25 protein-coding genes are annotated in these 26,743 nt (G+C 67.4%); 9 read left to right on the top strand and 16 right to left on the bottom strand.

Features of this window, described 5'->3' with window-relative positions; all coding sequences use genetic code 11:
• Position 1 precedes the first annotated feature (1 nt).
• From pheT to CHB74_RS11170, 6 genes are all read right to left on the bottom strand, one after another.
• Positions 2-2,371 (bottom strand): phenylalanine--tRNA ligase subunit beta, encoded by a 2,370-nt coding sequence (gene pheT / locus CHB74_RS11195; protein WP_089219718.1) that lies wholly within the window; start codon positions 2,369-2,371, stop codon positions 2-4.
• Positions 2,368-3,456 (bottom strand): phenylalanine--tRNA ligase subunit alpha, encoded by a 1,089-nt coding sequence (gene pheS / locus CHB74_RS11190; RefSeq protein ID WP_089219755.1) that lies wholly within the window; start codon positions 3,454-3,456, stop codon positions 2,368-2,370. The genes pheT and pheS overlap by 4 nt, the downstream gene beginning before the upstream one ends.
• A 149-nt stretch (positions 3,457-3,605) precedes the next feature.
• Positions 3,606-3,983, bottom strand: a complete 378-nt coding sequence (gene rplT / locus CHB74_RS11185; RefSeq protein ID WP_089219717.1) for a 50S ribosomal protein L20 — start codon at positions 3,981-3,983, stop codon at positions 3,606-3,608.
• A 12-nt stretch (positions 3,984-3,995) separates the two neighbouring features.
• Positions 3,996-4,199 carry a 50S ribosomal protein L35 gene (gene rpmI, locus CHB74_RS11180; protein WP_015459071.1) on the bottom strand — a complete coding sequence of 68 codons (204 nt, stop codon included), beginning with the start codon at positions 4,197-4,199 and terminating at the stop codon, positions 3,996-3,998.
• Between the two features lie 134 nt (positions 4,200-4,333).
• Positions 4,334-5,290 carry an SDR family NAD(P)-dependent oxidoreductase gene (locus CHB74_RS11175; RefSeq protein ID WP_089219754.1) on the bottom strand — a complete coding sequence of 319 codons (957 nt, stop codon included), beginning with the start codon at positions 5,288-5,290 and terminating at the stop codon, positions 4,334-4,336.
• Positions 5,291-5,395: 105 nt separating this feature from the next.
• The gene (locus CHB74_RS11170; protein WP_089219716.1) at positions 5,396-6,589 is read right to left on the bottom strand and encodes a phospholipase D-like domain-containing protein; all 1,194 of its coding nucleotides are present in this window, start codon (positions 6,587-6,589) and stop codon (positions 5,396-5,398) included.
• A gap of 155 nt (positions 6,590-6,744) precedes the next feature.
• On the opposite strand from CHB74_RS11170, the gene rpoZ reads away from it, so the two are divergent.
• Positions 6,745-7,086 carry a DNA-directed RNA polymerase subunit omega gene (gene rpoZ / locus CHB74_RS11165; RefSeq protein ID WP_089219715.1) on the top strand — a complete coding sequence of 114 codons (342 nt, stop codon included), beginning with the start codon at positions 6,745-6,747 and terminating at the stop codon, positions 7,084-7,086.
• Positions 7,087-7,175: 89 nt separating this feature from the next.
• Here rpoZ and CHB74_RS11160 read toward each other — a convergent pair whose 3' ends face one another.
• On the bottom strand, positions 7,176-7,682 hold the full coding sequence (locus CHB74_RS11160) for a winged helix-turn-helix transcriptional regulator (RefSeq protein ID WP_089219714.1): 507 nt from the start codon (positions 7,680-7,682) through the stop codon (positions 7,176-7,178).
• Positions 7,683-7,802: 120 nt separating this feature from the next.
• On the opposite strand from CHB74_RS11160, the gene CHB74_RS11155 reads away from it, so the two are divergent.
• Together CHB74_RS11155 and CHB74_RS11150 are read left to right on the top strand one after the other, a co-directional pair.
• Positions 7,803-8,111 (top strand): CC_3452 family protein, encoded by a 309-nt coding sequence (locus CHB74_RS11155; RefSeq protein ID WP_089219713.1) that lies wholly within the window; start codon positions 7,803-7,805, stop codon positions 8,109-8,111.
• A gap of 124 nt (positions 8,112-8,235) precedes the next feature.
• Positions 8,236-10,332: a RelA/SpoT family protein gene (locus CHB74_RS11150; protein ID WP_089219712.1), complete on the top strand. Its 2,097-nt coding sequence runs from the start codon at positions 8,236-8,238 to the stop codon at positions 10,330-10,332.
• A gap of 75 nt (positions 10,333-10,407) precedes the next feature.
• On the opposite strand, the gene CHB74_RS11145 is transcribed toward CHB74_RS11150, so the two are convergent.
• The 5 genes from CHB74_RS11145 to CHB74_RS11125 all read right to left on the bottom strand — a co-directional run bounded on the left by CHB74_RS11145 (position 10,408) and on the right by CHB74_RS11125 (position 16,970).
• Entirely contained in the window at positions 10,408-13,554 is a 3,147-nt protein-coding gene (locus CHB74_RS11145; protein ID WP_089219711.1) for an efflux RND transporter permease subunit, read from the bottom strand.
• Positions 13,555-13,571: 17 nt separating this feature from the next.
• Positions 13,572-14,825, bottom strand: coding sequence for an efflux RND transporter periplasmic adaptor subunit (locus tag CHB74_RS11140; protein WP_089219710.1), 1,254 nt, complete (start codon positions 14,823-14,825; stop codon positions 13,572-13,574).
• A complete protein-coding gene (locus CHB74_RS11135) occupies positions 14,822-16,060 on the bottom strand; it encodes a TolC family protein (protein ID WP_089219709.1) in 1,239 nt (412 codons plus the stop codon). The genes CHB74_RS11140 and CHB74_RS11135 overlap by 4 nt, the downstream gene beginning before the upstream one ends.
• A 68-nt stretch (positions 16,061-16,128) precedes the next feature.
• Positions 16,129-16,446 (bottom strand): hypothetical protein, encoded by a 318-nt coding sequence (locus tag CHB74_RS11130; RefSeq protein ID WP_144033772.1) that lies wholly within the window; start codon positions 16,444-16,446, stop codon positions 16,129-16,131.
• A gap of 89 nt (positions 16,447-16,535) precedes the next feature.
• On the bottom strand, positions 16,536-16,970 hold the full coding sequence (locus tag CHB74_RS11125; RefSeq protein ID WP_245842840.1) for a TonB-dependent receptor: 435 nt from the start codon (positions 16,968-16,970) through the stop codon (positions 16,536-16,538).
• Between CHB74_RS11125 and CHB74_RS11120 the strand changes: the two genes are divergently transcribed.
• Positions 16,961-17,131 (top strand): hypothetical protein, encoded by a 171-nt coding sequence (locus tag CHB74_RS11120; protein ID WP_179220809.1) that lies wholly within the window; start codon positions 16,961-16,963, stop codon positions 17,129-17,131. The genes CHB74_RS11125 and CHB74_RS11120 overlap by 10 nt on opposite strands.
• Before the next feature lie 21 nt (positions 17,132-17,152).
• On the opposite strand, the gene CHB74_RS11115 is transcribed toward CHB74_RS11120, so the two are convergent.
• Positions 17,153-17,797 carry a TetR/AcrR family transcriptional regulator gene (locus CHB74_RS11115; protein ID WP_179220808.1) on the bottom strand — a complete coding sequence of 215 codons (645 nt, stop codon included), beginning with the start codon at positions 17,795-17,797 and terminating at the stop codon, positions 17,153-17,155.
• Between the two features lie 126 nt (positions 17,798-17,923).
• Here CHB74_RS11115 and CHB74_RS11110 point away from each other — a divergent pair, with 126 nt between their 5' ends.
• The 3 genes from CHB74_RS11110 to CHB74_RS11100 are packed head-to-tail and all read left to right on the top strand — an operon-like array spanning position 17,924 to position 23,543.
• Entirely contained in the window at positions 17,924-19,378 is a 1,455-nt protein-coding gene (locus CHB74_RS11110; protein ID WP_089219705.1) for an efflux transporter outer membrane subunit, read from the top strand.
• A gap of 8 nt (positions 19,379-19,386) precedes the next feature.
• Positions 19,387-20,475 (top strand): efflux RND transporter periplasmic adaptor subunit, encoded by a 1,089-nt coding sequence (locus tag CHB74_RS11105; RefSeq protein WP_089219753.1) that lies wholly within the window; start codon positions 19,387-19,389, stop codon positions 20,473-20,475.
• Entirely contained in the window at positions 20,472-23,543 is a 3,072-nt protein-coding gene (locus CHB74_RS11100; protein WP_089219704.1) for an efflux RND transporter permease subunit, read from the top strand. Before CHB74_RS11105 ends, CHB74_RS11100 begins: the two co-directional genes overlap by 4 nt.
• 34 nt (positions 23,544-23,577) lie before the next feature.
• Here the strand turns inward: CHB74_RS11100 and CHB74_RS11095 are convergent, their stop codons facing one another.
• From CHB74_RS11095 to CHB74_RS11085, 3 genes are read right to left on the bottom strand one after another with little or no spacing between them, the layout of a single operon-like run.
• On the bottom strand, positions 23,578-24,141 hold the full coding sequence (locus tag CHB74_RS11095; RefSeq protein ID WP_089219703.1) for an RNA polymerase sigma factor: 564 nt from the start codon (positions 24,139-24,141) through the stop codon (positions 23,578-23,580).
• Complete coding sequence (locus CHB74_RS11090) at positions 24,138-24,581, bottom strand: periplasmic heavy metal sensor (protein ID WP_089219702.1); 444 nt, start codon at positions 24,579-24,581, stop codon at positions 24,138-24,140. Before CHB74_RS11090 ends, CHB74_RS11095 begins: the two co-directional genes overlap by 4 nt.
• Positions 24,578-24,853: a hypothetical protein gene (locus CHB74_RS11085; RefSeq protein WP_089219701.1), complete on the bottom strand. Its 276-nt coding sequence runs from the start codon at positions 24,851-24,853 to the stop codon at positions 24,578-24,580. The genes CHB74_RS11090 and CHB74_RS11085 overlap by 4 nt, the downstream gene beginning before the upstream one ends.
• A 361-nt stretch (positions 24,854-25,214) precedes the next feature.
• Between CHB74_RS11085 and CHB74_RS11080 the strand changes: the two genes are divergently transcribed.
• Together CHB74_RS11080 and CHB74_RS11075 are read left to right on the top strand one after the other, a co-directional pair.
• Positions 25,215-25,730 (top strand): RNA polymerase sigma factor, encoded by a 516-nt coding sequence (locus CHB74_RS11080; protein WP_218821419.1) that lies wholly within the window; start codon positions 25,215-25,217, stop codon positions 25,728-25,730.
• Positions 25,731-25,745: 15 nt separating this feature from the next.
• Positions 25,746-26,735, top strand: coding sequence for a FecR family protein (locus tag CHB74_RS11075; protein ID WP_179220806.1), 990 nt, complete (start codon positions 25,746-25,748; stop codon positions 26,733-26,735).
• Positions 26,736-26,743: the final 8 nt, after the last annotated feature.

Below are 26,743 nucleotides of genomic sequence, written 5' to 3'. Positions count from 1 at the left end.
GTCAGCCGCGCAGGCTGGCGCCGATCTTGGTGGCGGCGGCGACGATCTTCGCCGCGATCGCCTGCAGATCGGCATCGGTGAAGCTCTTGTCGCCGGGTTGCAGCGTCACCTCGATCGCCAGCGATTTCTGGCCTTCGGGCACGCCCTGGCCGGTGAACACATCGAACAGGCGGGCATCGATGATCGCCACCTTGTCCGCGCCTTTCACCGCGCGCACCAGTTCGTCGGCGGCGCGATCGGCCGGGACGAGGAAGGCGAAATCGCGGGTCACCGGCTGCAGCGCCGGCGGGCGATAGGCGGTGCGCATGAAGCCGGTCGCGCGCTTGGCCGGAATGGCATCGAGATAGATCTCACCCGCGATCACGGTGCCATCGATATCGAAGGCGCGCGTCGTCGACGGGTGCAGTTCGCCGAACTCGGCCAGCACCGTCTTCGGGCCCAGGCGCAGCGTGGCGGATCGACCGGGATGATAGACGCCCGACACGGGCTCCATCACCTGCAGCCGATCGACCGGGGCGCCGGCCGCGGCGAGGATCGCGATCGCTTCCGCCTTGGCGTCATAGGCGTCGAAGCCCTGCGCCCGGCCGCCCTGCCAGTTGCGCGGCGCCTTGTCGCCGGCCAGCACGAAGCCCAAAGTCGGGCGCTCGGCATCCGCCAGATAGCGACGGCCGACTTCGAACAGGCGGATGGCGGTGGCGCCGCGATCGGCGTTGCGCTTGGCCGCCGCGATCAGGCCGGGCAGCAGCGACGGCCGCATCACCTTCAGATCCTCGCTGATCGGGTTGGCGAGCGTCCACGCGCCGCCGCCGAACACTTGGGCTTCCGCTTCGGAAACGAAGCTCCACGTCACGGCTTCGTTCAGTCCGCGCGCGGCGGCGGTGCGGCGCACCTTGCGTTCGACCAGCTGGGCCGGCGTCGCGGTCGGGCGGGCCACGCCCTCGGCGCGCGGCAACGGGGTCGACGGCACCTTGTCGATGCCTTCGATGCGGACGATTTCCTCGACCAGATCGGCCAGCCCGTCGATGTCGCGGCGCCAGCTGGGGATCAGCACCGTCCAGCCGGCATCGACCCCGAAGCCGAGGCTCGACAGGATGGCGCGCTGGCGATCGGCGGGCACGGCAAGGCCGGCCAGTTGTTCGGTCAGGTTCGGGTCGAAGCGGAGCGTGCGGACGCCCAGCGGCGGCTCGCCCGCTTCCACCACGTCCGATGCCTCGCCGCCGCACAGCTGCTGGACAAGACGGGTGGCGATGGCGAGGCCGTCGCCCAGGAAGGCCGGATCGACACCGCGTTCGAAACGGGTGCGGGCATCGCTGGTCAGGCCCAGCTTCTGGCCGGTCCGCGCGATATGCTCGGGCGTGAAATAGGCGCATTCGATCACGACGTCGGTGGTCGTCTCGGTCACGCCCGAATGCTCGCCGCCCATGATGCCGCCAAGGTCATGCACATCCACGTCGTCGGCGATCACGGTGATCGCGGGATCGAGCGTGTAGGTCTTGCCGTTGAGCGCCAGCACCGTCTCGCCATCCCTGGCGCGGCGGGCGACCAGCGCGCCCTTCAGCGTCGCCAGATCATAGACGTGCAGCGGACGGCCATGATCGAGCATCACATAATTGGTGATGTCGACCAGCGCGGAGATCGGCCGCTGGCCCACCGCCTTCAGGCGATTGGCCAGCCATTCGGGCGAGGCGCCGTTCTTCACACCGCGCACGACGCGGCCGAAATAGGCCGGGCAGCCTTCCGCGTCTTCGATGCGAATGTCGATCGGGCAGGGGAAGCCGCCACGGATCGCGGGCACGTCGAGCGGCTTCAGTTCGCCAAGGCCGGCGGCGGCAAGATCGCGGGCAATGCCGCGCACGCCCATGCAATCCTGCCGGTTGGGGGTGATGGCGATGTCGATCACCGGATCGGTGAGGCCGGCCCACTGGGCATAGGCTTCGCCCACCGGCGCGTCGAACGGCAGCTCGATAATTCCTTCATGCGCGTCGGACAGTTCGAGTTCGCGCATCGAGCACATCATGCCGCGCGATTCGACCCCGCGGATCGCCGCGATCTTCAAGGTCACGTCGAGCCCGGGGACATAGGTGCCCGGCGCGCCGAACACGCCGACAAGGCCGGCGCGCGCATTGGGTGCGCCGCACACGACCTGCAGCGGATCGCCCTCGCCGGTATCGACCGAAAGCACCTGCAGCTTGTCCGCCTGCGGGTGGCGTTCGGCGGTCAGGATGCGGGCGATGCGGAAAGCACCGAGCTTGGCGGCGGGATCGTCGACGCCTTCGACCTCGAGCCCGACCTGGGTGAGCGCGACGAGGATCTCGTCGAGGCTCGCCTCGGTGTCGAGATGGTCCTTGAGCCAGGAGAGGGTGAACTTCATGCGCCGACTCCGGCCGAAAGCGTGGGAACGTCGAGCGCGGCGAAGCCATAATGCTTCAGCCAGCGCAGATCGCCGTCGAAGAAGGCGCGGAGATCGTCCATGCCATATTTGAGCATCGCCAGCCGATCGATGCCGCAGCCGAAGGCAAAGCCCTGCCATTCGTCGGGATCGAGCCCGCAGGCGGCGATCACCTTGGGGTGGACCATGCCGGAGCCGAGGATTTCCATCCAGCCATCGGGTTCGGCGCCGCCGATGACGCGGCGGCCATCGACCAGCGTGTAGCCGACATCGACCTCCGCCGAGGGCTCGGTGAAGGGGAAATAGCTCGGGCGCAGGCGCAGCACGATGTCATCGCGCTCGAAAAAGGCCTTCACGAAGGTTTCGAGCGTCCATTTCAGGTGGCCGAGGGTGATGCCCTTGTCGATCACCAGCCCTTCGACCTGATGGAACATCGGCGTGTGCGTGGCATCCGAATCCGAACGATAGGTGCGGCCCGGCGCGATGATGCGGATCGGCGGCATCTCGCTCATCATCGTGCGGATCTGCACGGGCGAGGTGTGCGTGCGCAGCAGCATCTTCTTGCCATCCCGCGCGGCTTCGTCGGGGAAGTAGAAGGTGTCGTGCATCGCGCGCGCCGGATGCGTCTCGGGAATGTTGAGCGCGGTGAAATTGTGCCAGTCGTCCTCGATCTCGGGGCCGGTGGCGACCGCGAAGCCGAGATCCGCGAAGATTTCGGCCAGCTCGTCCATCACCTGCGCGACCGGGTGGACGGAACCCTGCGCCGCGGCGCCGGCCGGCAGCGTCAGGTCGATCGTCTCGGTGGCGAGGCGCGCTTCGAGCGCGGCGGCTTCGAGCGCGGCCTTGCGGGCGGCGATGGCGTCGCTCACTTCGGCGCGCAGGCCCTGGATCAGCGGTGCCTGCACCTGCCGCTCCTCGGCGCTCATCCCGCCCAGCGTCTTCATCAAGGCGGCAATCTCGCTCGCTTTGCCCAGCGCGGTCACGCGCGCGGCCTCAATGGCGTCAAGGCTGTCGGCGGCTTCGGTGATCGAAAGCAGCTTCGATCGAATCTCGTTCAGGTCGGTCATTTCTACCCCGTCATCGCCGCGCAGGCCGAGCGCCAAATCCCGTAGTCGGGGGGGGCTGCGCTAATCAAGGCCCTCGCGGCCGACATAAGCAAAGGGCGCGGACCACATGGGTGTAGTCCGCGCCCTTCAGAGCTTCAGGCTTGCTGCCGTTACGCCGCGACGCGGGCGCCTTCCGGCAGGGCCGCCTTGGCCTGGGCCACGACGGCGCTAAAGGCGGCGCCTTCGTGCATCGCCATGTCGGCCAGGACCTTCCGGTCCAGTTCGATGCCGGCAAGCTTCAGGCCGTGCATGAACACGCCATAGGTCAGGCCTTCGGCGCGGACCGCAGCGTTGATACGCTGGATCCACAGCGCGCGGAACGAACGCTTCTTAACCTTGCGGTCGCGATAGGCGTACTGACCGGCCTTTTCCACCGCCTGACGGGCGATGCGGATCGTGTTCTTGCGACGGCCATAATAGCCCTTCGCCGAATCGAGAATGCGATTGTGCTTCGCACGGGTGGTTACACCCCGCTTTACGCGTGCCATCCGTCAGTCTCCTTAGTTGAGGCCGTAGGGCGCCCACAGCTTCACGGTGCGCGAATCGGCATCGGAAAGCACGGTGGTGCCGCGGTTCTGGCGGATATACTTGGCGTTGTGCGAGATCAGGCGGTGGCGCTTGCCGGCGACGCCGTGCTTCACCTTGCCGGTCGCGGTCAGCTTGAACCGCTTCTTGACCCCGCTCTTGGTCTTGAGTTTGGGCATTTTCGTCTCCTGATATGCGACGTCATGGGACGGCCTCGGCAGCCCATACCGGCCGGGCAGTCCTGCAGAATCGCGGGAAGCCGGGGCCATTAGCGGAGCTTCATGGATTTGGCAACCGCGCCGGGCCCAAACCGTCAGCCGGCCACCAGTCGTTCGGACAGCGCCCATAGCGCCTCGGCCCGGTCAGGATCGCGCGAATAGGGCTTCACGCCCCAGAGCGGCCGTTCGGCCGACCAGGGCGGCGCCTCGCCACATTCTTCCAGATAAAGCCCGCCGATCCCGGCCAGTTCGGGCGCGGTGGACGCCCATATGGCGGTGGCGGCGCCCTGTTCGGGCGTCTGCATGGCGATGGTGGAAAAATCCCAGCCGCGATCGGCGATCTGTTCGGGCCGGACATGGCGGCCGAGCGCGGTGGCGACCGCGCCAGGGTGGACGGCGTTGGCGGTGATCCCGTCATCGGCGAAGTGGCGGCTGAAGCCGACGGCGAACAGGTTGTTGGCGGTCTTGGACGCGCCATAGGCCAGGAAGGGATCATAGGTCCGGCGCCGCCAATCGGGGTCATCGAGATCGACATCGGCATCGTGATGCCCGGCCGAGCTCATCATCACCACCCGCGCCGATCCCGCCGCTGCCAGCGCGGGGACGAGGCCCGTGGCGAGCTGGAAATGGCCGAGATGATTGATGCCGAACTGGCTTTCATGGCCCTGCGCGGTGCGGCTTTCGGGCGTCGCCATCACGCCTGCATTGGCGATCAGCAGATCGAGCGGGCGGCCGCCCCATATGCGGGTGAAGCCGCGCACGGTGGCCAGGTCGGCCAGGTCGAGGAAGGCGGCGCTGGCGGCGGCGCGGCCGACCGCGCGATTGATCTCGGCAGCCGCGGCCGCGCCGGCATCGCGCGAGCGGACGGCGAGCGTGACGGTGGCGCCGGCCACCGCCAGCGTGCGCGCGATTTCCAGCCCGATGCCGCCCGCGCCGCCGGTGACGATCGCCGTGCGGCCGCTGAGATCGTGCCCCGCCGCCACTTCGCCTGCGGTGACGATGCGGCCGGCAAAGGCGCTCAGGATGCGGGGTGGCGTGGTTTCGCGGGGCATGGCCATGGCATCCGCCCGCAACCGGCGGGCGTCAATCGCGGGTGGCGGGCTTGAGTCGCGCTGGCCGAAACGCAGCGCGATCGCCGCAATCGCCGGCCGCGAAAATCACTCGGCCTCGACACCGAAGTTCAGCCGCCGGGTCAGGCGCGGATCGACGACGGCGAGCAGGAAATAGGCGAAGCCCCAGCGCAACCGGGCGAGCCAGCCGCCTTCGCGGCGATGCTCCTCCGGCGTGACCCGCGCGGACAGCGCGCATTCCCGGTCGACATAAGCGCGCATATGATCGGCGAAGGCGGCGTCGTCGATCCGCAGCATGATCTCCAGATTGAGATAGAGGCTGCGCATGTCCAAATTGGCCGAGCCGATATAGCTGATATTGTCGATCACGATCAGCTTGGTGTGCAGTTTGCACGCGCCGAATTCATAGATTTCGACACCGCGGTCGAGCAGCAGGCGATAGGTGTGGCGGGCGGCCGCGATCGTCGACAGATTATCCGACTTGGCGGCGGTGACGATCCGCGTGCGGCTGCGGCCGAGCCGGCGCTTGGGGCCGATGCGGCGCAACATCCCGGGGCCGGGGATGAAATAGCCCGAGATCACGTCGAAGCGCAGCGCGGCGAAGGCATCGGCCTTCAGTGCCTGCGCCCAGGGGCTGAGCTTGCGCGTCGGCCCGCCCATCAGCCAGCGAATCGGGCCGGCATGCTCGCTCCACCGGCCGAGCGCGCGGCGCAGATCGCGCATCGGCGCCTTGGGGGTGTGCGCCCATTGCGACAGCGCGTCGAAATAGCCGGCCAGCCGTCGCGCGGCCGGCCCTTCGACAAGCAGGCCGAGATCGCGCCACGCATCGGGCGCGTCGGTATCGGCGAAATAATCGTCCTCGATGTTGAATCCGCCAACCAGCGCGCGCGAATCATCGGCCAGGGTGAGCTTCTGGTGGTTACGCAGCAGGAAGCGGCGGCCGATGCGCGGGATGAAGCGGCAGATGCTGGCGCCCTTCTGCTCAAGCGGGCGGAAAAATTCGAGATTGGGATAGCTGCCGAAGCCATCGACGATCAGCGACACGCGCACGCCGCGATCGAGCGCCGCCATCAGCGCATCGCGGACGGCCTGGCCCGATCGATCGCTGGTGTAGATGTAATAAAGCAGGCGCAGGCTGGACGTGGCGCCATCGATCAGCGCGAGCAAGGCGGCCAGCCGCTGCGGCCCTTCGGTCAGCAGTTCGAGCCGGTTGCCCGCGACCATGAAATGATCGGGCTGCCCGGCTGCTTCGCCATCCACGCTGGTGACGCTGTCGTTCATGGCCCAGTGCATGCGCCAGCAACCGCGCGGGCGCAATCCGGGCCCGGGCGTGGCAAGGCAGCACGGGGCGGTGGCCGCCGATTTCATTGACTCGGCGGCTGTCGGCTGCTAGCGGCCACCCTTTCCCGAAGCTCAACAATCAAGCGGAGCGACAGATGGCGCGCGTCACCGTCGAGGATTGCGTCGACAAGATTCCGAACCGTTTCGATCTGGTGCTGCTCGCCGCCCAGCGCGCGCGGCAGATTTCCGGCGGTGCGGAGCTGACGCTCGACCGCGATCGCGATAAAAACCCCGTCGTCGCGCTGCGCGAGATCGCGGAGCAGACGGTCACCCCGACCGACCTGCACGAAGCGGTCGTCGGCAACCTCCAGCGCGTTCGCGTTGACGATGAGGATGCGCCGGACGAAATCGGCTCGCTCGCCGCATCGGCCGAGGCGCTGCGCCTCACCGCGGCCGCGCCGCCGCGCAACCAGAATATCGGCGGCGATTACGAATAAGCCGCGTCGGTATTGCTGAACGATCAGGGAGGCTGCGGCCTCCCTTTTTGTTTCCGGCCTTTTTGCGTCGGCGCCTGCCGTGCAGGCGGCTATTTCGCGCCGACAGGCTCGCCCGTATAGATGCAGCGCGGCTGATCCGCCTCGAGATCGGCGCGGTCGACCCAGCGCAGATCGCCCAGCCCCAGCGGGCGGCCATCATGCGCGCGGACCAGGATGTCGGCCACCGGCTTGCCGTCGCGCGAATCCACCAGCACCGGGTTGTTGGGAATATTGGCTTCCCATTTTTCGCCCCACTGGCGCAGCGCGATCAGCGTCGGCAGCAGTGCCTCGCCCTTCTCGGTCAGCCGATATTCCACCTTGCGGCGGTCTTCCGGGCAGCCGTGCCGTTCAAGGATGCCATGATCGACCAGCCGCTGCAGCCGGTTGGCGAGGATGTTGCGGGCGATGCCAAGCGTCGTCTGGAATTGTTCGAAATGGCTGAGGCCGTTGAATGTCGCACGCAGGATCATGAACGACCAGCGTTCCCCCATAGCTTCCAGCGCAGCGGGCAGGCTGCATTGGATCACGGTGCGCTTCAGCTGATCGATCGATTTCATCGTCACAGAAATAGGCCTTTCCGCGCCTCGTGGCAAAGCCCCGCGCCAGAAGCGGCAATTTAAGTTGCAAATTGAAATCTAGGGTCATAGGTTGCAAATCGCAACGTATAGGAGGTTCGCATGTTGCGCGTCGCCCTTCTCCCCATGCTTTCCATGCTCGCCGTCGCGCTGCCTGCGCAGGCGGAAACGCAGCAAATGTACCGCGCCGGGCTCGCCACCCCCGCCACGGCCACGCTGATCGTCAAGGACACGCGCTGGTCCTGCGCGGGCGACAGCTGCGCCGCCGTGCGCACCGGCACCTCGCCCGACGGCAATGTCTGCGCGGCCGTGGTGCGCAAGTTCGGCCCGGTGACGAGCTTCGTCGCCGGCGCCAAGACCTTCGACGAAGCCCAGCTGCAAAAGTGCAACGCCGCCGCCCGCCAGGGCTGATCGCGCTTTTCTTCGCCATCCCACGCCTGCCGCCCCTGTCGCACCCGCCGCAGGGGCGGTTTCTTGTCGGGGGCCACGCTTTCTTTTGTTGCAAACCGCCGCGGGGACGCCACATCATGATCGGGTGTTGCGCCAGTATGAACTAGTCGATCGGGTATTAAGCTACGATCCGGACGCCGATGAGGCGTTATTGAACCGCGCCTATGTGTTCTCGATGCAGGCACATGGCAGTCAGAAACGTGCCTCGGGTGACCCCTATTTCAGTCATCCGATCGAGGTGGCCGGCATTTTGACCGACCTCCACCTCGACGACGAGACGATCGCGACCGCGATCCTCCACGATACGATCGAGGATTCGGTCGCCACGCCCGAGCAGATCGAAAAGACCTTCGGGCCGAGTGTCGCCCGGCTGGTCGACGGCGTGACCAAGCTCAGCAAGATCGAGGCGCAGACCGAGAATGAGCGCGCGGCCGAAAATCTGCGCAAGTTCCTGCTGGCGATGTCCGATGACATTCGCGTCCTGCTGGTCAAGCTGGCGGACCGGCTGCACAATATGCGCACGCTGCACCATATCCCCAACCCGGATAAGCGGCGCCGCATCGCGCGCGAGACGATGGATATCTATGCCCCGCTCGCCGAGCGGATCGGCATGTACGAGTTCATGAAGGAGATGCAGACGCTCGCCTTCCGCGAACTCGAACCCGAAGCCTATGAATCGATCACCAAGCGGCTCGCCCAGCTGCAGGATGGCGGTGGCGATCGTATCTCGCGCATCGGATCGGGCATCCGCATGCTGCTTGGCCGGACGGGCGTGCAGGCGGATGTCACCGGGCGTGAAAAGCATCCCTATTCGATCTGGCGCAAGATGGCCGAGCGGCACATCAGCTTCGAACAATTGTCCGATATCATGGCGTTCCGCGTCATCGTGGCGGACGAGGCCGAATGCTATCGCGCGCTTGGCATCATCCACCAGAAGTGGCCGATGGTTCCCGGCCGCTTCAAGGATTATATCTCGACGCCCAAGCGCAACGGCTATCGCTCGCTCCACACGTCGGTGATCCACGGCGAAAAGGCGCGCATCGAAATCCAGATCCGATCGGCGGAGATGCACGCGCAGGCCGAATATGGCCTCGCCGCGCACTGGGCCTACAAGCAGGGCAATGGCGCGCCCGACGCGCAGGCCAACTGGATTCGCGACCTGCTGGAAATCCTCGAACATGCGGAATCGGCGGAGGAGATCCTCGAACATACCCGCATGGCGATGTATCAGGATCGCATCTTCGCCTTCACGCCGACGGGTGAGCTGATCCAGCTGCCCAAGGGGGCGACGCCGGTCGACTTCGCTTATGCCGTCCACACCGATCTCGGCGACCAGACGGTGGGTGCCAAGGTCAATGGTCGCGTGGTGCCGCTGCGCACGCCGATCGCCAATGGCGATCAGGTGCAGATCCTGCGTTCCAAGGCGCAGGAGCCGCAGCCGGGCTGGCTGAACTTCATCGTCACCGGCAAGGCGCGCGCCGCCATCCGCCGCTTCGTGCGGCACAAGGAACGCGATGAGATGATCGCGCTCGGCCGCAAATTCTATGACGAAATCGTCCGCCGCCTGCCGGCGCAGCTTGGCCAGGAGGCGCTGGCCGCCGCGCTCAAGCGGCTCAACATGGCCGATCAGGACGTGCTGATGGAAGCGATCGCGCGCGGCACGATCAACGATGCCGAGGTGATGGAGGCGCTGATGCCGGGTTCGGCCGGCGGCGACGTCGCCGGCGCGCGGCCGGTGCCGCAGCAGCGCGAGGCGATTTCGATCAAGGGACTCACGCCGGGCGTGGCCTTCACGCTTGCCACCTGCTGCAACCCGGTGCCGGGGGACCGCATCGTCGGCCTGCGCCGCCCCGACGAGGCGGTCGAGGTCCATGCCATCGATTGCCCAAGGCTGGCCGATGGTGTGGATGCCGATTGGGTCGATCTCGCCTGGGGCGACGGCAGCGACGGCGGCACCGCGCGGCTGGCGATCATCGTCAAGAACGAGCCGGGCTCGCTGGGCGTGATGGCCAGCATCCTCGGTGCGCAGCAGGCGAACATCGTCAATCTCGCGCTCGTCCACCGCGACGCGAGCTTCCACACCTTCCACCTCGCGATCGAGGTGCGCGATGTGACCCACCTGATGCGGATCATCGCGGCGCTCCGCGCCGCTGACGCGATCTCGTCGGCGGAGCGGATCTGACGGGATCGGCCTGTTGGGAGATGCATGGACGGGGCGGAAAGTGGCTGTTTTCCGCCGCCATCTGCCTCTCCCCGTTCAGGCCGTCGCCGGGGCTGGTGCGGGCGTCACGTCTCCCGCGGCCGTGCGCCGGTGGACCAGCGCGTAAAGCGCGGGCAGCACCAGCAGGGTAAGGATGGTGGATGAAAGGATGCCGCCGATCACCACGGTGGCGAGCGGCCGCTGCACTTCCGATCCCGTGCCGACATTGAGCGCCATCGGCACGAAGCCGAGCGATGCCACCAATGCGGTCATCATCACCGGCCGGAGCCGGGTGAGCGCGCCTTCGCGAACCGCCTGCATCAACGGCTCGCCGCGTTCCCTGAGGTCGCGGATGAACGACAGCATCACCACGCCATTGAGCACCGCGACGCCCGACAGCGCGATGAAGCCGACGCCGGCCGAAATCGACATCGGGATGCCGCGCAGCGCGAGCGCCGCCACGCCGCCGGTCAGCGCGAGCGGCACGCCCGAAAAGACGATCGCCGCGTCTTTGGCGCTGCCGAACAAGGTGAAGAGCAGGCCGAAGATCAGCAGCAGCACCAGCGGCACGACGATCTGAAGCCGCGTCGCCGCCGATTGGAGCTGTTCGAACGTGCCGCCATATTCGACATAATAGCCGTCGGGCAGATCGACCTCGGCCGCCACCTTCTGTTGCAGTTCATCGACGAACGAGCCGAGATCGCGGCCGCGAACATTGGCGGTGATGACGGCCCGCCGCTTGCCGTTTTCGCGGCTGATCTGGTTGGGCCCGGCGGCGAGCGCGATGTCCGCCACCTCGGCGAGCGGCACCGATCCGCCACCCGGCAAGGCGATGGGCAGCGTGCCCAGCGCATCGAGATCGGTCCGCAAGGCTTCCGGCAACCGCACGTCCACCGCGAAGCGCCGGTCGCCATCGAACAGTTCGCCCGCCTGCCGCCCGCCGGTCGCGGTGGCGACGGAATCCTGAACATCGGCCATGCTGACGCCGTAGCGCGCCAGCATCTCGCGTCGCGGGGTGACCGACAGCATCGGCAGGCCGGTCACCTGTTCCAGCTTCACATCCTCGGCACCCGTGATCGATCCGGCGACCTTCTCGATCGCGCCGCCGGACGCGATCAGCTGGTCGAGGTCGTCGCCGAACAGCTTGATCGCCACGTCGGCGCGCACGCCGGCGATCAGCTCGTTCATCCGCATCTTCACGGGCTGGGTGAATTCGTAATTATTGCCGGGAAGTTCGTCGGCCGCCGCGTTCAGCTCTGCGACCAGCGCGTTGGTGGGCTTGCGCGGATCGGGCCAGTCCTTGCGGTCCTTCAGCATGATATAGGTGTCGGCAACCGAAGGCGGCATCGGATCATTGGCGATCTCCGCCGTGCCGATCTTGGAGAAAACGCGCTCGACCTCCGGAATCTGGCCGAGACGCCTTTCGATCTGCACCTGCATGTCCACGGCCTGGTTGAGGCCGGTGCCCGGAATGCGCATGGCGTGCATGGTGACGTCGCCTTCGTCGAGGTCCGGGATGAACTCGCTGCCGAGCCGTGTGGCGCCAAGCCCGGTGATGGCGACCAGCAGCATCGCGATGCCGACCGCCAGTTTCGGCCGGGCGAGCGCCCGATCGAGCAGCGGGCGATAGGCGTTGCCCAGCCTGCGCATCAGCCCGTTTTCCTTTTCCTCGACCTTGCCGGTGACGAAGAGCGCGACCGCCGCCGGAACGAGCGTGAGCGACAGGATCAGCGCGGCGGTGAGCGCGAGTACGACGGCGATCGCCATCGGGTGGAAGGTCTTGCCCTCAATCCCTTCGAGCGCGAAGATCGGCAGATAGACCGCGGTGATGATGATGATGCCGAAGATGCTCGGCCGGATCACCTCCGCGCTGGCCGACGCGACGAGGCTGAAGCGTTCGTCGCGGTCGAGCAGGCGGCCCAGCCGATGCTGCTGTTCGCCAAGGCGGCGGAGGCAGTTTTCGACGATGATCACCGCGCCGTCGACGATCAGGCCGAAATCCAGCGCGCCAAGGCTCATCAGATTGGCCGAGGTGCGCGTCTGGAGCATGCCGGTCAGCGTCATCAGCATCGCGACGGGGATGACGGCCGCCGTGATCAGCGCGGCGCGGATGTTGCCGAGCAGCAGGAACAGGACGACGATGACGAGCAGCGCGCCTTCGGCCAGGTTCTTCTCGACCGTGCGGATCGTCCGGTCGACCAGCGCGGTGCGATCATAGAGCGGATGGGCCTGGACGCCGGCAGGCAGCGATGCCGTCGCCTGCTTCAGCTTTTCCGCCGCCGCCTGGGCGACGACGCGGGGATTTTCGCCGATCCGCATGAAGATTGTGCCGAGCACGATCTCCTTGCCGTTTTCGGTGGCGGCACCCGTCCGCAACTCCGATCCGATGGCGACGTCGGCGACATCGCCGATGCGGATCGGCACGCCGCCGCGTGTCGCGACGATGATCTGCGACAGGTCCTGCTCGCCCGCCGCCTGGCCGGGCACGCGGATCAGGATCTGTTCGCCGCCGCGTTCGACATAGCCGGCGCCGCGACTAGCGTTATTCTTATTCAGCGCGTCGACCACGTCGCCCAGCGTCAGGCCGAGCGAGGCGAGGTGGGTGGGGTTGGGCGTCACATGATATTGGCGCTCATAGCCGCCGATCGTGTTCACCTCGGCGACGCCGGGGATGGTCCGCATCTGCGGCCGCACCACCCAGTCGGACAGGGTGCGCAGATCCTCCGCCGTCCATTCGCTGCCATCGGGCTTGCGCGCGCCGGGGCTTGGTTCAATCGCGAACATGAAGATTTCGCCGAGGCCGGTCGAAATCGGGCCCATTTGCGGTTCGAGGCCGGGCGGCAGCTGCGCCTTCACCGACTGGATGCGCTCGGCGACCTGCTGGCGCGCGAAATAGATGTCGGTGCCGTCGTCGAACACCACCGTCACCTGGCTCAGCCCGTAACGCGATAGCGAGCGCGTATAGGCAAGGCCGGGTATGCCGGCGATCGCGGTTTCGATCGGATAGGTGATGCGTTGTTCGGATTCGAGCGGTGAATAGCCTTCCGCCTGGGTGTTGATCTGGACCTGGACGTTGGTGATGTCCGGCACGGCGTCGATGGGCAGGCGTAACGCGCTCCACACGCCGATGGCGCACAGCAACGCGACGGCGGCGAGGACGAACCAGCGCTGGCGGATGGAAAAGCCGATGATGCGGGCGAGCATGGGTCTGTCTCTCCCGATCAATGGTCGTGGCTCGCGCCGGACTTTTCGATGTCCGCGCGCACGAGGAAACTGCCCTTGGCGACATAAGGCGTGCCGGGTTTCAGGCCTGAAAGGACTTCGGTCCATCCACCCGATGCGCGCCCCAGTTCGAGCATCCGCACCTCATAGTCCTGGCCATGATTGGCGAAGACGACCTTGAAGTCGCGAAAGGGCTGGATCGCCTCGGTCCGCACCGCCAGCGGCACGGTGACGGCGTTGACGGTGACGCGCCCGCGCAGCGCCATGCCGGGGCGCAGCGCACCGCCATGGTTGGGGATCGCCGCGCGCACCAGCGCCGTGCCCGCTTCCTTGTTACCCTCCGGCAGATAGTCGCCCAGCACCGTCCCGGCGATCGGCTGGCCGTCCTGCGTTTCGACGGCGACTTGCATGCCCGGCCGGATCGTGCCGAGATCGCGGGGGAAGATGTTGAACACCACCGTCGTGGCGTCGGGGTTGGTCACCACATAAAGCGCGCGATCGCCGGTCACGTCGCCGGGATTGGCATTGCGTTCGGCGACCACGCCGCTGGTAGTGGCGTAAACCGGATAGACCTGCAGGCTCTCGCTCGATTCGATCCGCGCGAGCAACTGGCCGCGTGCCACCCGATCACCGACCTTGCGGGTCACGCTGACCACGCGGCCGGGGAACTGGCCGCGAATTTCCGAGCGTGCCGAAGGATCGAGCTCGACCGTGCCGAAAAGCGCGCGTTCCTCGCCGATGGTCGCCGGGCCGGCGATCGCGGTTTCGATGCCGCCCGCGCGCGCGGCGGCGGCGGCGATGCGCGTGCGGCCTTCGGGGCTTTCATATTTCCAGGCGTGGCGTTTCGCGCCGTCGAGCGCGACGACCTCGACATCGAAGCTGTGCGGTTCCTCGATCACGCTGCGGCTGGCCAGAAAGGGGCCTTGCGGGACGAAGGCGATGCGGTCGATCTCGCCGCCCAGGCGCGTCAGCGTGATGGCGAGCCTGATCGTCGCGGGATCGACGGGTTCGCCCCCGCGCGTCACATAGACGCGGAAGCGCGGCGGTTCGCCTTGCTCGAAGATCGTGATTTCGACGGCGAAGTCGCCATCGGTGAGCAGGCGGCCGCCATGCGGGCCCTTGGCCGCTTCCTCGGCATGGTCGTTGCCCTCGGCTTCGGCCTGCGTCGCTTCGCTGCCGCCGGTGCATGCCGCCAGCGGGGCGGCGAGGAAGAGTGCGGCGAGCGCCGCGCGAAAGGGGAAATTCATGTTCATGGCTGTGTCTCCGCAGCGGGAACCGCGTCGAAGCGGCCGGTCAGGCGGTCGATTTCGGATTGGGCGTCGCGATAGCGCGTCATCGCGTCGGCCCATTGGTCCTGGGTGGCGATGATGGCGTCGGCGGCGTCCTGCACGTCGCTGAAGCGGAAGCCGCCGCGATTATAGCCCTCGCGCACCTGCGCGAGCGCCTGCACGGCCTTGGGATAGACCTGCGCCATGATGCCATCGGCGCGGGCCTGTGCGGCCGACGCATCGGCGCGTAGCGCGGCAAGGCGGCGCAGCCGGGCGAGCCGGTCGGCCTCCGCCTGATGTTCGATCCGTTGCCGTTCGGCCCGTGCGCGTTCGATATTGCCCTGATTGCGATCGAACCGGCCCAGCGGGATCGAGACGCCGGCGACGAGGGCGACGTCGTTGGTTTCACGCAGGAAGCGCGCGCCGCCGCTAACCGTATAGTCCTGCACGCCGCGCGACTGTTCGACGACAACCTGCGCGCGGGCGCGTTCCACCGCCGCGCCATAGACGGCGGCGTCCGCCGCCGCGAGCGATGCGCCGTTGGGCGCCGGCTGTTCGATGCCCTCGTCGATCTCCAGATCGTCCGGGCTGCCGGCCCAGAAGGAGGCGAGCAGGGCACGGGCCGCCGCGCGTTTCGCCTGGGCTTCCTGCAGCGCGAGTTCGGCCTCGACGATGCGGGCATTGGCGCGTGTTTCGACGAACAGGGGATCCTTGTAACCCCGCACGCGGCGCACGGCCTCCTTCTGCATCGCGCGCTCCCGTGTCAGCCGCTGTTCGGCGATCCACAGAAGCTGGTCGGCGATCTGCACGTCGATGAACGCGCGTTGCACCTGCTGGGCAAGATCGAGCCGGGTCACGCGGGCCTGCGCCTCGGCCAGCGCCACGCCGCGCGCGGCATAGGCCATGCGCGCCTCGCGCTTGCCGCCGCGTTCGATCGGCTGCGCGTAGCTGACCGTCGTCTCGGATTGTTCGAACAGGCTGAAATTGCCGGTCCCCGCGATATTTTCGGCTTCCACCGACAATGCGGGGTTGGGGCGGACCCGGGCCTGGGTCTGCTCGGCGCGGGCGGCGTCGATGCCGGCACTGCTCGCCTGCAGGTCGGGCGCGGCGGCCAGCGCGCGTTGGACGGCCTCGCCCAGCGTCACGGGCGCGGCCCCGGCGGGCGGCGCCATCAGCAGCGCGGCCCCGGCCAGCAGGGCGGCGCGCATCGGAAATTGCATGGATAGTCTCCTGAACCGATCACGTCTGGCGCGGACGCGATGGCGCCCGCGCGACAAGCGTCAGCGGTTCAGGCGAGCGGAGGGGAGAGCAGGGGTGGCGGCGCGCGCGAGGCGAGCGGCAATGCCGGCGCGGCGAACAGGAGGCCGCGCGCCAGCAGCGCGGAGGCGTCGGCCGGCATCTGCCGCAGATCGGGCGCGACCGGGCAATGATGATGCCCGCCATACGCGCTCTTCGCCGGTTCCTGCCGGTGATCGTCGCACGTGCCGGAATCGAGGTGGAAGGCGGCCGCGCTGTCGACGGCGTGGCCCACGGCATGCGCCGACGCCGGTTCGGCGAGGTGCATGCTGCAAAGCACTACCCCCACGATCATCAGCAGCCGGATCATCACCCCATGCATGGCGGCTCCCTAGCAGCAAATGGTGATGAACGGTAGCGTGCACCTTTGGTGGCCGCGAAGACCCGGCCGCGGCCCCCTCAATATTGCGCCTTCACGCTCAGGAAGAAGCTGCGCCCCGGCTCAGGGAAGCCGTCGGCAAGCTGGTATGTATCGTTGAAGAGGTTGCGACCGCCGACGCCGACGACCAGCCCGTCGATCAGCTCATAATCGATCCGCAGATTGGCAAGCACATAGCTGCCGGTGCGATAATAACGGGTGCCGGCCGTGTTCACCGTCCAGCGGTCCGACGCGATGTCGATATTGGGCACGACGTGCAGCCGTTCGATCGGCGACCAGTCGGCATATGCGAAGCCCTTGTGCGTCGGCACGCCGGTCGGCTGGAAGGCGGCGTTGCCGGGGTCGTCGAGATCGCGATGCGTGTAGGTATCGTTGGCGCCAAGGTTGAGCGTGTCGCCGATCCGCGCGATGAGATGCTGGCGTCCAGACGATTTGCCCCTGGCCGTTGACCGCACTCGCATTGCGGATCGGTCAGCAGATTGCCACCGCCCATGGCCCAGCCTGTTCCGGGGTGCGCAAGATGGTCGATTTTCGCCTGAAGGCGGGCCGTCACGTCCTGCAGATCGCGGGCAGCGCTTCGCCGGCCATCGCGTTGATGGTTACGCGGCTCCCCTGATCGGGCGCGGCTCCGCCGTGATCAGCGCGGCGCCATGCCGTTGAACAGCAGATCGGCGACGAAGCCGGCACGTTCGGCCATTTCGGCGGCGTCGGGCGGGTCGCGACCGTCGCCATAGCGCGCGGCGGGGTCGCTGAGGATCAGGGTGGTGATGGCGCGCGCGGTTTCGCCGATATCGATCGCGCGGATCCTGCCGGCATCGCGGCAGCGCGTGAGGAAGGCGGCAAGCGGGTCCATGAACACCCGGTCGACCGCGCTGAAAATATCCGCCGCCAGCTGGCGGGCGAAATCGGGATCGATGGTGAGCAGGCGCTGCAGGGCCATGCTATCCGGCTGATAGGCGATTTCCAGCGAGCGCAGCACGAATTCCTTCAACGTCGCGTGCACGTCGCCCGTTTCCGAAAAGTTCAGTTCGTCGCCCGGCGCGCCGCTGCGCAGCAAATGGCGGAGCGCGGCGATGAACAGCGCATCCTTGTTGGGATAGCGGGCATAGATCGTCTTGCTGGAAAGGCCGCTCGCCTCGACGATCGCCTTCATCGGCACGGCCGGGCCGTGGCGCAGGAATACCGTAAGCGCGGTTTCCAGGATCCTTTGCTCGATCGCTTCCGCCTGCTGGCGGCTGGGGCGCCCAATCCGGCGTTCGCCCGATGCCTCGTCCTGCGTCATGCCCGCCTTTCCCACAAATATCGCGTGGGATGAAGATTTCATCAAAAAGAAACACTATTGTTTCCTTTATGCGCTTTCCGCTATCGGGAATCACCAGTCGAGTCCAGTGGGGCCAACGCCGCCATCATGTTCAGTTCCAACCGGCCCTTGTCCCTATTCTGCCTGCTCGCCGGGCTGGCCGGTTGCGCGCCCGCGATCGATCTGCCGCCCCCCGCCACGCCGCTGCCCGCGCGCTTCGAAAGCCAGGATCGGGCAGCCCCGGCCGTGCCGGCGCAGGCCATCGATCGCTGGTGGCTGCTGTTCGGCGATGCCCAGCTCGACGGACTGATCGAAACCGCGCTGGCCCGCAGCACGAGCGCCCGGAGTGCATATTTCCGTATCCGCGAGGCACGCGCGATCTACGATCAGTCGGTCGCGTCGACCTGGCCGACCGGCAATATCGCCGCCTCCGCCACCGCGCAGGACAACAACATATTGTCGGGCCGCGACGTCACCGGGCAGGGTGGCCGCTCGAACAGCTATGCCGCGAGCTTCAGCCCGAGCTGGGAGCTCGACCTGTTCGGCCGGCTGGCGAATGTCCGCGAGGGCGCGGCGTTCGATTATGAGGCGGCGGCCTTCGATTATCATGCCAGCCTGATGGTGCTGGCGGCGGATGTCGGCACGACATTGTTTCAGGCGCGCGCCATTGCCGTGCAACTGGCCGATGCGCGCGAGACGCTGCGCATCGCCGAGGATCTCGCCGCGTCCGCCCAGCTCGGGCTCGCCCATGGGCTGGTGGCGGGTGGCGATGCCGCCCGGCTGGAAAGCGATGTCGGCAATGCGCGGGCAGAGGTGACGCGGCTGGAGGCAAGCCTGCGCGCGACCAAGCGGTCGCTGCTCGTGCTCGTCGGCCGGCCGGATGAGCCGACCGACAGCCTGCCGATCGAGGCCGTTCTGGCACCGCCGCCGGCCATTCCGGCGGCCGCGCCGGGCGAACTGCTGATCCGGCGCCCCGATGTTCGCGCGGCGCAAGCGCGGCTGGAAGCGGCGGCGGCCGGTGTCGAGGTGGACCGGCTCAACCTTTTTCCCCGGCTGACGCTGAACGCTAGCGGCGGCCTCAGCCGCACCACCGGCCCGTTCGGCGTCGATGTCGGCTTCTGGTCGCTCGGCGCCGGGCTGGCGATGCCGGTGCTCGATCGGCCACGGTTGATGGCCCAGCTGCGCATGTCCGAGGCGCGCGGCAACCAGGCGGTCGTCAGCTATGAAAGCGCGGTGCAGACGGCGTTTCGCGAGGCGGAGAATGCGTTGACCGCCACCGCCGCCAACCGCGCCCGGCTGGTGGATCTGGACCGGGCGACCGATCGCGCGCGCTATGCCTTCGATGCCGCGCGCAAGGGCTATGGCCTTGGCCTGACCGACCTGACGACCCTGCTCCAGTCCGAACGCGCCTGGCTTGCCACCCGCACCAGCTACACCGCTGCCAAGGCGCAGGCGCTGACCGATACGGTGAGCGCGTTCCGCGCGCTTGGCGGCGGCTGGTCGACCGAAACGCCCGCCTTCATTCCGGGGCAGACGCCCCTTCACCTTCCTGTTGCGCGATAGAGTTGCCCGTGGCCCAGCCCCTTTTCCGTCGATCTGCCTCCCTGATCCTGCTGGCCGCGCTGCTGCCGCTGCTCGCCGCCTGCGATCGGGGCGAGGAACGGGCGGCGCTGCCCGATCCGCTGGTTTCGGTGGCGACGGTGCGGACGATCGGCATGACCGGTGATCTTTCGGCATCGGGCCGGCTGATCCCGCGCGAGGAGGTGGCGGTGGCGAGCGAACTTGCCGGCTATCGCATCGCGCGCGTGCTGGTGGAGGAGGATGCCGTCGTCCGGCAGGGCGAATTGCTCGCCGAGCTCGACGATACCTTGCTCCGTTCGCAGATAACGCAGGCGCGGGCGACGCTCGCCCAGCAGCAGGTGGCGGCGGAACGCTCGCGCGAGGAAGCCAGGCGCGTCGCCGGGCTCGACAATCAGGGCGTGCTTTCGCAGGAAGCGATCATGCAGCGGCGGCTGGCCGCGCGGTCCGCCGTCGCATCGGTGGAGGTGGCGGAGGCCCAGCTCAACGACCTGCTGATCCGCGATCGCCGGCTGGCGATCCGCGCGCCGCGCGCCGGCCGCGTGCTCGAACGCGCGGCGCGGCCGGGCGATACCTCGTCGGCGGGCACCATGTTGTTCACCATCGCGCGCGACGATCTGATCGAACTTTATGCCGAAGTGCCCGAAGCCTCGGTCGGCAAGATCGCGGTGGGCGATCCGGTGCGCGTGACGCTGGCATCGGGCGAGGCGCTGGACGGCAAGGTGCGGCTGCGCGGCGCGCGGGTCGATAACCGCACCGGGCTGGTGATCGTGCGCGTGGCCCTCCCGGTCAATCGCGCGCTTCGCGCCGGCGGCTTCGCCAAGGCGGCGTTCAAGGGCACCGGCGCGCCGGCGCGGGTGGTGCCCGAGCGCGCGATCAAATTCGATGCGGATGGCGCGTCCGTGCTGGTGGTCGGCGCCGACCAGCGGGTCCGCCGCGTCGGCGTGCGCACCGGGCGGCGTGCGGGCGGCATGGCGGAATTGCTGGCGGGGCCGCCCGATGGCGCCCGCGTGGTGCTCGGCGGCAGCGCCTTCCTGCTGGAAGGCGATAAGGTGCGCGTCGCGCCCGGAGCCGCGCGGTGAATTTCCAGATCTCGGCCTGGGCGATCCGCAACCCGATCCCCGTCGTCTGCCTGTTCATCGCGCTGACGCTGGCGGGTATCGTCGCTTATGTTCAGTTGCCGGTGAAGCGCATCCCCAATGTCGCCTTCCCGGTCGTGACGGTGAACGTGACGCAGAACGGCGCGGCGCCGGCCGAGGTGGAAAACCAGATCACCCGGCCGATCGAAAATGCGCTGAGCGGGGTGGCCGGGGTCAAGCATATCAGCTCGACCGTGACGCTGGGCGTTTCCAACACCATCGTCGAGTTCGAACTGCATGCCGACATGCAGAAGGCGATCGACGATGTGCGCACCGCTGTCGAGCGCACGCGCATCCTGTTGCCGCCGGGGATCGACCCGCCGACCGTGCAGCGCTTCGACATCGATAATGCCCCGATCCTCACTTATGCCGTCAGTTCGGAGAAGATGAGCGGGACGGAATTGTCCTTCTTCGTCGACAAGGTGGTGACGCGCGCGCTGCAGGCGCAGGGCGGCGTGGCGCAGGTGCAGCGCGTCGGCGGGGCCGAGCGCGAGATCAACGTCATCCTCGATGTCGAGCGGATGGCGGCGCTGGGCGTCACGGCCGCGCAGGTCAATAATGCGCTGCTCGCCTTCAACAGCGACGACCCCGGCGGCCGGGCGACGGTGGGCGATGTCGAGCAGACGATCCGCGTGCTCGGTTCCGGCCAGACGGTCGATCAGATTCGCGACATGACCATCCCGGTCGCCGGCCGCTATGTCCGGCTGGGCGACATTGCCGAAGTGGGCGATGGCGAGGCCGAGGTGCGTGGCTTTGCCCGCCTGAACGGCCGGCCCGTCACCGCCGTCCAGGTCAACAAGACCGCCGACGCCAGCGAGATCAGCGTCGAGGACCGCGTGGCCGCGGCGGTCGCCCGGCTACAGGCCGCGCATCCCGACGTGCGGATCGAACGCGTCTTTTCCACCGTCGATGGCACGCGGCGAACCTTCGCTTCGACCAAGCATGTGCTGATCGAAGGCATCATCCTCGCCGTCGTCGTGGTGTGGCTGTTCCTGCGCAACTGGCGCGCGACGATGATCGCGGCCGCCGCGATGCCGCTTTCGCTGATCCCCACCTTCGTCGTGATGTCGGCGTTGGGTTTCAGCCTCAATTCGATCACGCTGCTGGCGCTGACGCTGGTGATCGGCATCCTTGTCGACGACGCCATCGTGGAGATCGAGAATATCGAGAAACGGGTGGAGGCGGGTGCATCGCCCTATCACGCCGCACTGGTCGGCGCGGACGCCATCGGCCTTGCGGTCGTCGCCACCACCTTCACCATCGTCGCGGTGTTTGCGCCGGTGTCGATGATGCCGGGGCAGACCGGCCAGTTCTTCCGCGAATTCGGCCTCACGGTTTCGGTGGCGGTGCTGTTCTCGCTGGTCGTGGCCCGGCTGTTGACCCCGCTGATGGCGGCCTATTTCCTGAAGCCGCTCGACAAGGCCCACCAGCGCGAGGAGCAGCCGCTCCACCCGCTTTACGCCCGCGTGCTCAACTGGGCGCTCGCCCATCGCTGGCGTTCGGCCGGGATTGGCGGTTTCGTCTTCGCGATCGCGCTGGTGCTTGCCGCCTTCCTGCCGGTCGGTTTCCAGCCCAAGGAGGATCTGGGCGAACTCTATCTGGCGGTGCAGGGGCCGCCGGGGGCGAGCCGCGACGACATGGATCGCGCCGTGCGGCAGGCGACCGATATCCTGCAGGCGCAGCCCGATGTGGAAACCGTGTTCGCCAATATCGGCGGCACCGGCGCCTCCGCCGATCTGCGCACCGGCACGATCACGGTGATCCTGCGCCACGATCGCGAAATGGATACGCAGAGCTTCAAGCATCATATCGCGCCGCTGATGCGCGATGTGCCCGACATGCGGATTTCCAATCAGGGCAGCTTTGGCATGGCGCCTGCCTCGGTGGTGCTGGCGGGCGATGATGGCGAGGCGCTGGAACGCGTGCAGATGCAGCTGCTGCGCGATATGCGCGCGCTGAAGACGCTGTCCGATCCGCGGCCGAGCCCGCCGCCTTCCGGCCCCGAACTGGTGATCATCCCGCGCCCGGCCGAAGCCGCGCGGCTGAACGTCGACAGCCGCACGCTCGCCCAGGCGATCCGCGTCGCCACGATCGGCGATATCGACGCCAATGTCGCCAAATATTCGGAAGGGGAAAACCGGCTGCCGATCCGCGTCCGCCTACCCGAAAGCGCGCGCGGGCAGCTCGACGTCATCGCCCAGCTGCGCGTGCCGACGATGGACGGCAACACCACGCCATTGTCGTCGGTCGCCGATATCGAGTTCCGCGCCGGGCCGGCGAAGATCCTGCGCTACGATCGCGAACGGCAGGTGGCGGTCGAGGCGGATCTCGCGCCCGACGCGACATTGGGCCAGGCGCTCGAGGAGATTCAGGGCCTGCCGCTGATCCGCAACCTGCCGGAAGGCATCCACATCGCGAGCCAGGGCGAGGCGGAAGGGCTGGCCGAACTGATGAGCGGGTTCGTCATCGCCGTGTTCGCGGGCGTGTTCCTGACGTTCGGCGTGCTGGTGCTGCTGTTCAAGGGCTTCTTCAAGCCGGTCGTGACGATGACGGCGCTGCCGCTCTCGCTGCTCGGCGCCTTCGCTTCGCTGCACCTGTTCAACAAGCCGCTCGATCTGCCGTCGACCATCGGCCTGCTGATGCTGATGGGGCTGTGCGCGAAGAATTCGATCCTGCTCGTCGAATTCGCGATCGAGCTGGAGCGCGGCGGCATGGCTGTGGGCGATGCGCTGCGCGAGGCGTGTCGCGAACGCGTGCGGCCGATCATCATGACCACGGTGGCGATGGCGGCGGGCATGATGCCGGCGGCCATCGGCCTGGGCGAAGGCGCGGAATTCCGCCAGCCGATGGCGCTGGCGGTGATCGGCGGTCTGATCACTTCGACGATGCTGTCGCTGATGCTGGTGCCGGTGATCTATGAAATCGTCGATCAGTTCGAACGCTGGGCGACGCCCAAGCTCGCCCGTCTGGTCACGCAGCGGCCGGCCGAAGAAGCGCCGAGCGCATCCTGATCGCTATTGGCAAAGGCTGGCCGTCACCGACCGCTCAATCCCTCAAAATCTCTTCCAGCTTCTTGCGCGCGCGATAGAGGCGGGTTTCGACCGCCTTTTCGCTGATCCGAAGCACGTCCGCCGTTTCGGCCTGCGACAGGCCCTCGATGGTGCGCAGAATCAGCGGCTCCTTCAGCGATGCGGGCAATTGGGCGATCGCGCGCGCGGCACGGGCCAGTTCGGCCCGGTCGGCGAGAGCGACGTCGATCGGGACCGCGGTGTCGGCGATCTGTTCGGCGCTGCTGATCGGGGCCGCGAAGGTGAGGAATTTGCGGACGATCCGCCGCCGCGCCCAATCATGGCATTTGTTGAGCGCGATGCGCGCGATCCACAGCCGGAACGGGCGCGACCGATCATAGCGCGCCAGCGCCGAAAATGCCGCGACGAAGCTGTTCTGCGTCACGTCCAGCGCTTCGTCGGCATCGCCGATATTGCCCCGGACCAGCCGATAGACCGCGTCGCGATGGCGGCGCATCAGTTCGCCATAGGCCGCCTGCCGACCGCCCAGCGCGAGCGCCGCCAACTCGCCGTCGGAACAATCGGCAAGGTCGGGTGTCACGGATCCTTGGCCGTCAGCGCTCTTACCACGGCCTCGTCGAAACGGGCGGCCTGATCGGGCCGGAGCACGCCGCGCATGGCGAAAATATGCTCCAGCGTTTCCTTCTGAAGCTGGCCCATCGCGGCATGGGAGCGATCGACGGCGGCGGCGACCTTGGGGCCATAGCCGTGCTCGGCCTCGATCGCTTCGGCCAGCCGCGCATTATCGGCGCGCAATTCCGCCTCCAGCGCGTGCTTGCGCAGGGCGAAATCCTTTTCGATCTGTTCGATCTGCCGGTGCTGGGCGTCGTCGAGCTTCAACTGCTGGTGCAACAGGTCGTGCAGCTCGTTCTCGACCGGCCGTTCGGGCACCACGATCTCGCGGCCGACGACGACGCCGACGATCGCCGCGACAAAGGCGATCAGGGCGATCAGCAGGACGTAACGGCGGCCCCCGGTCATTCGGCGCCCAGCAGGGTGGAGGGCGCCAGCACCGCCGGGGTGCCCAGTGGCGAGATCGATGCGGCGCGCGCGGGCGTGCCGGGCAGTGCGGAGCCGGCGACCCCGATGACGAGCGCGATCAGCGCGGCAAGGCCGACGCCGGCAAGGCCGGGAGTGGCCGGCGCGGCCGCCCGCGCGGCGATTTCGTCGAGCACGGCGGCGTCGATCGTCGCGAGGCCGGGGTGGACCGGGTCTCGCGCCAGTTGCGCCAGCATGGCGTCAATGTCGGTCATCGGTCCTTCTCCCGCATCATAGGCTATACGCAGCTGCGCCGATCACCCCTCGGCCGGCGCGGCAAATTATCTCGTGGGGCAGGGCCGGCCTGCCGAATATCTCGCAACGCAAGGAGATACAGGGGAATCGGGCGCGCGCAAATCGCCGGCACGGGGCTTTTGGAGAATGGCGCGGCGTTGACATCGCCGCTGCCCGAACGCCATGGATCGTCCTTGCGGACCCGATGAAAACGAAGCGCCGACAGAAAATGGGCGCTCAACGGGCCGTGCAGAGGGAGGAATGCCATGGCCGGAATCAGCGTTTCAGCACAGCCTAACTGCGCGTTTCGGCGCTGATCGCCCGTGCCATCCGGCAAGTGAAATGTCCGTGAGGGACAGGCCGATCGACGAGGTCGGGGAGCGCGGGGGCGAAGCCATCCGGCTGCGCGCCGCACTCAAGCGCTATGTCGCGCGCCGGGTGCCGGCGGGTGATGTCGACGATGTGTTGCAGGACGTGTTCCTCAACCTTGCCAAGGCGGAGCCGCAATATTCGATCGGCAATCTTTCGGCCTATGTTTTCAGGATCGCGTCCAATCTGGTGCTGGCGCGCGGCCGGCGGCCGGCCTGGTACGCGCCCGTCGGCGAAGCATCGGGTGAACTGGCCGACGATCGGGCCTTCCCACCCGATCGCGTGCTCGCCTCGAAGCAGGAATTGCGATCGGTGATGCACGACATCATGGCGCTGCCCGAACGGACGCGCGATGTGTTCCTTCTCCATCGATTTGAAGATTTTACCTATGCCGAGATTGCGGGGCATTTCGACATTTCGTTGAGTGCGGTGGAAAAGCATATGATAAAGGCGCTGCGTCGCCTGTCACATGCTGCAAATGCCCGCTGAATGGTGGACTTGGACGTGAGCGGAGATCGGGATTCATCGGCCTGGCTGGCCAAATGGCGTTCGGGCCGGATGACGGCGGCCGAGCAGCGGCGCTTTGCGCAATGGCTGGACGATCCCGCCCACCGCGCCGATTTCGATGCGCTCAACGCGGCCTTCGGCCGGCTCGACGACATCGCCGAAGATCCGGCGATCCGCGCGGCGCGGGAAGCGGCGTTGCAGCGCGCCAAGGCTCCGCGCCAGCGCCAGTTCATGCCGATGGCGGCGGGTGTCGTGGCGGCGATGCTGGCGGCGTTGCTGCTGTTCGCCATGCCCGGTTTCGTGGGTGGCGATGCGCCGCCCAGCGAACAGCTTTGGGCGACGGTGGACAATCAGCGCAAGCAGATCACGCTTGAAGACGGGTCGCGCATCGTGCTCGACGCCAATTCGCAAGTGGCGGTGCGTTACGGACCGACCGAACGGCAGATCTTCCTGCGCGGTGGCCGCGCCTTTTTCGAGGTGGCGAAGGATCGCACCCGGCCCTTCATCGTCACCACCGCCATGGGCTCGGTCCGTGCGCTCGGCACCGCCTTTTCGGTGGATGGCCGGCGCGATGGCATCAAAATCCTGCTGACCGAAGGCAAGGTCCGCGTGCGGCTCGACAAATCGGGGCCGGCGGCGGCCGGGCGACCGATCGACATGGTGGAGGGGACGGAGCTGGCCGCCAATGCGCGCGGCTGGTCGGTCCGTCCCAAGCCCGCCGATCATGCGCTGGCCTGGATCGAAGGCTATATCGTCTTCGATGACACGCCGTTGCGCGACGCGGTGGCCGAGTTCAACGCATCGTCGCGCCGCGCGATCGAGATCGAACCGGGGCTGGACGGCCAACGGATCAGCGGCACCTTCCGCTCGGGCCGCGCCGGCGATTTTTCCCGCGCCTTGCAGAGCTATGGCATCGCGCGGATCGAGAGCGAGGATCAGCAGAAGATCGTCCTCGCCATGCCGATCGAAAATAAATCGCAGCCATAGGGTGAGGG

It is taken from the genome of Edaphosphingomonas laterariae (assembly GCF_900188165.1).
GTDB lineage: Bacteria > Pseudomonadota > Alphaproteobacteria > Sphingomonadales > Sphingomonadaceae > Sphingomonas_E > Sphingomonas_E laterariae.
This window is presented reverse-complemented; position numbering and strand designations above follow the sequence as displayed.

Coding starts and splice junctions, on each gene's coding strand:
- CHB74_RS11170 (WP_089219716.1), bottom strand. CDS start 6,589: ATGAACGACAGCGTCACCAGCGTGGATGGCGAAGCAGCCGGGCAGCCC.
- CHB74_RS11085 (WP_089219701.1), bottom strand. CDS start 24,853: ATGACCGACATTGACGCCATGCTGGCGCAACTGGCGCGAGACCCGGTC.
- CHB74_RS11160 (WP_089219714.1), bottom strand. CDS start 7,682: ATGAAATCGATCGATCAGCTGAAGCGCACCGTGATCCAATGCAGCCTG.
- CHB74_RS11145 (WP_089219711.1), bottom strand. CDS start 13,554: ATGCTCGCCCGCATCATCGGCTTTTCCATCCGCCAGCGCTGGTTCGTC.
- CHB74_RS11140 (WP_089219710.1), bottom strand. CDS start 14,825: ATGAACATGAATTTCCCCTTTCGCGCGGCGCTCGCCGCACTCTTCCTC.
- rpmI (WP_015459071.1), bottom strand. CDS start 4,199: ATGCCCAAACTCAAGACCAAGAGCGGGGTCAAGAAGCGGTTCAAGCTG.
- CHB74_RS11130 (WP_144033772.1), bottom strand. CDS start 16,446: ATGATCCGGCTGCTGATGATCGTGGGGGTAGTGCTTTGCAGCATGCAC.
- pheT (WP_089219718.1), bottom strand. CDS start 2,371: ATGAAGTTCACCCTCTCCTGGCTCAAGGACCATCTCGACACCGAGGCG.
- rpoZ (WP_089219715.1), top strand. CDS start 6,745: ATGGCGCGCGTCACCGTCGAGGATTGCGTCGACAAGATTCCGAACCGT.
- rplT (WP_089219717.1), bottom strand. CDS start 3,983: ATGGCACGCGTAAAGCGGGGTGTAACCACCCGTGCGAAGCACAATCGC.
- pheS (WP_089219755.1), bottom strand. CDS start 3,456: ATGACCGACCTGAACGAGATTCGATCGAAGCTGCTTTCGATCACCGAA.
- CHB74_RS11155 (WP_089219713.1), top strand. CDS start 7,803: ATGTTGCGCGTCGCCCTTCTCCCCATGCTTTCCATGCTCGCCGTCGCG.
- CHB74_RS11080 (WP_218821419.1), top strand. CDS start 25,215: ATGTCCGTGAGGGACAGGCCGATCGACGAGGTCGGGGAGCGCGGGGGC.
- CHB74_RS11090 (WP_089219702.1), bottom strand. CDS start 24,581: ATGACCGGGGGCCGCCGTTACGTCCTGCTGATCGCCCTGATCGCCTTT.
- CHB74_RS11115 (WP_179220808.1), bottom strand. CDS start 17,797: ATGACGCAGGACGAGGCATCGGGCGAACGCCGGATTGGGCGCCCCAGC.
- CHB74_RS11135 (WP_089219709.1), bottom strand. CDS start 16,060: ATGCAATTTCCGATGCGCGCCGCCCTGCTGGCCGGGGCCGCGCTGCTG.
- CHB74_RS11175 (WP_089219754.1), bottom strand. CDS start 5,290: ATGCCCCGCGAAACCACGCCACCCCGCATCCTGAGCGCCTTTGCCGGC.
- CHB74_RS11110 (WP_089219705.1), top strand. CDS start 17,924: ATGTTCAGTTCCAACCGGCCCTTGTCCCTATTCTGCCTGCTCGCCGGG.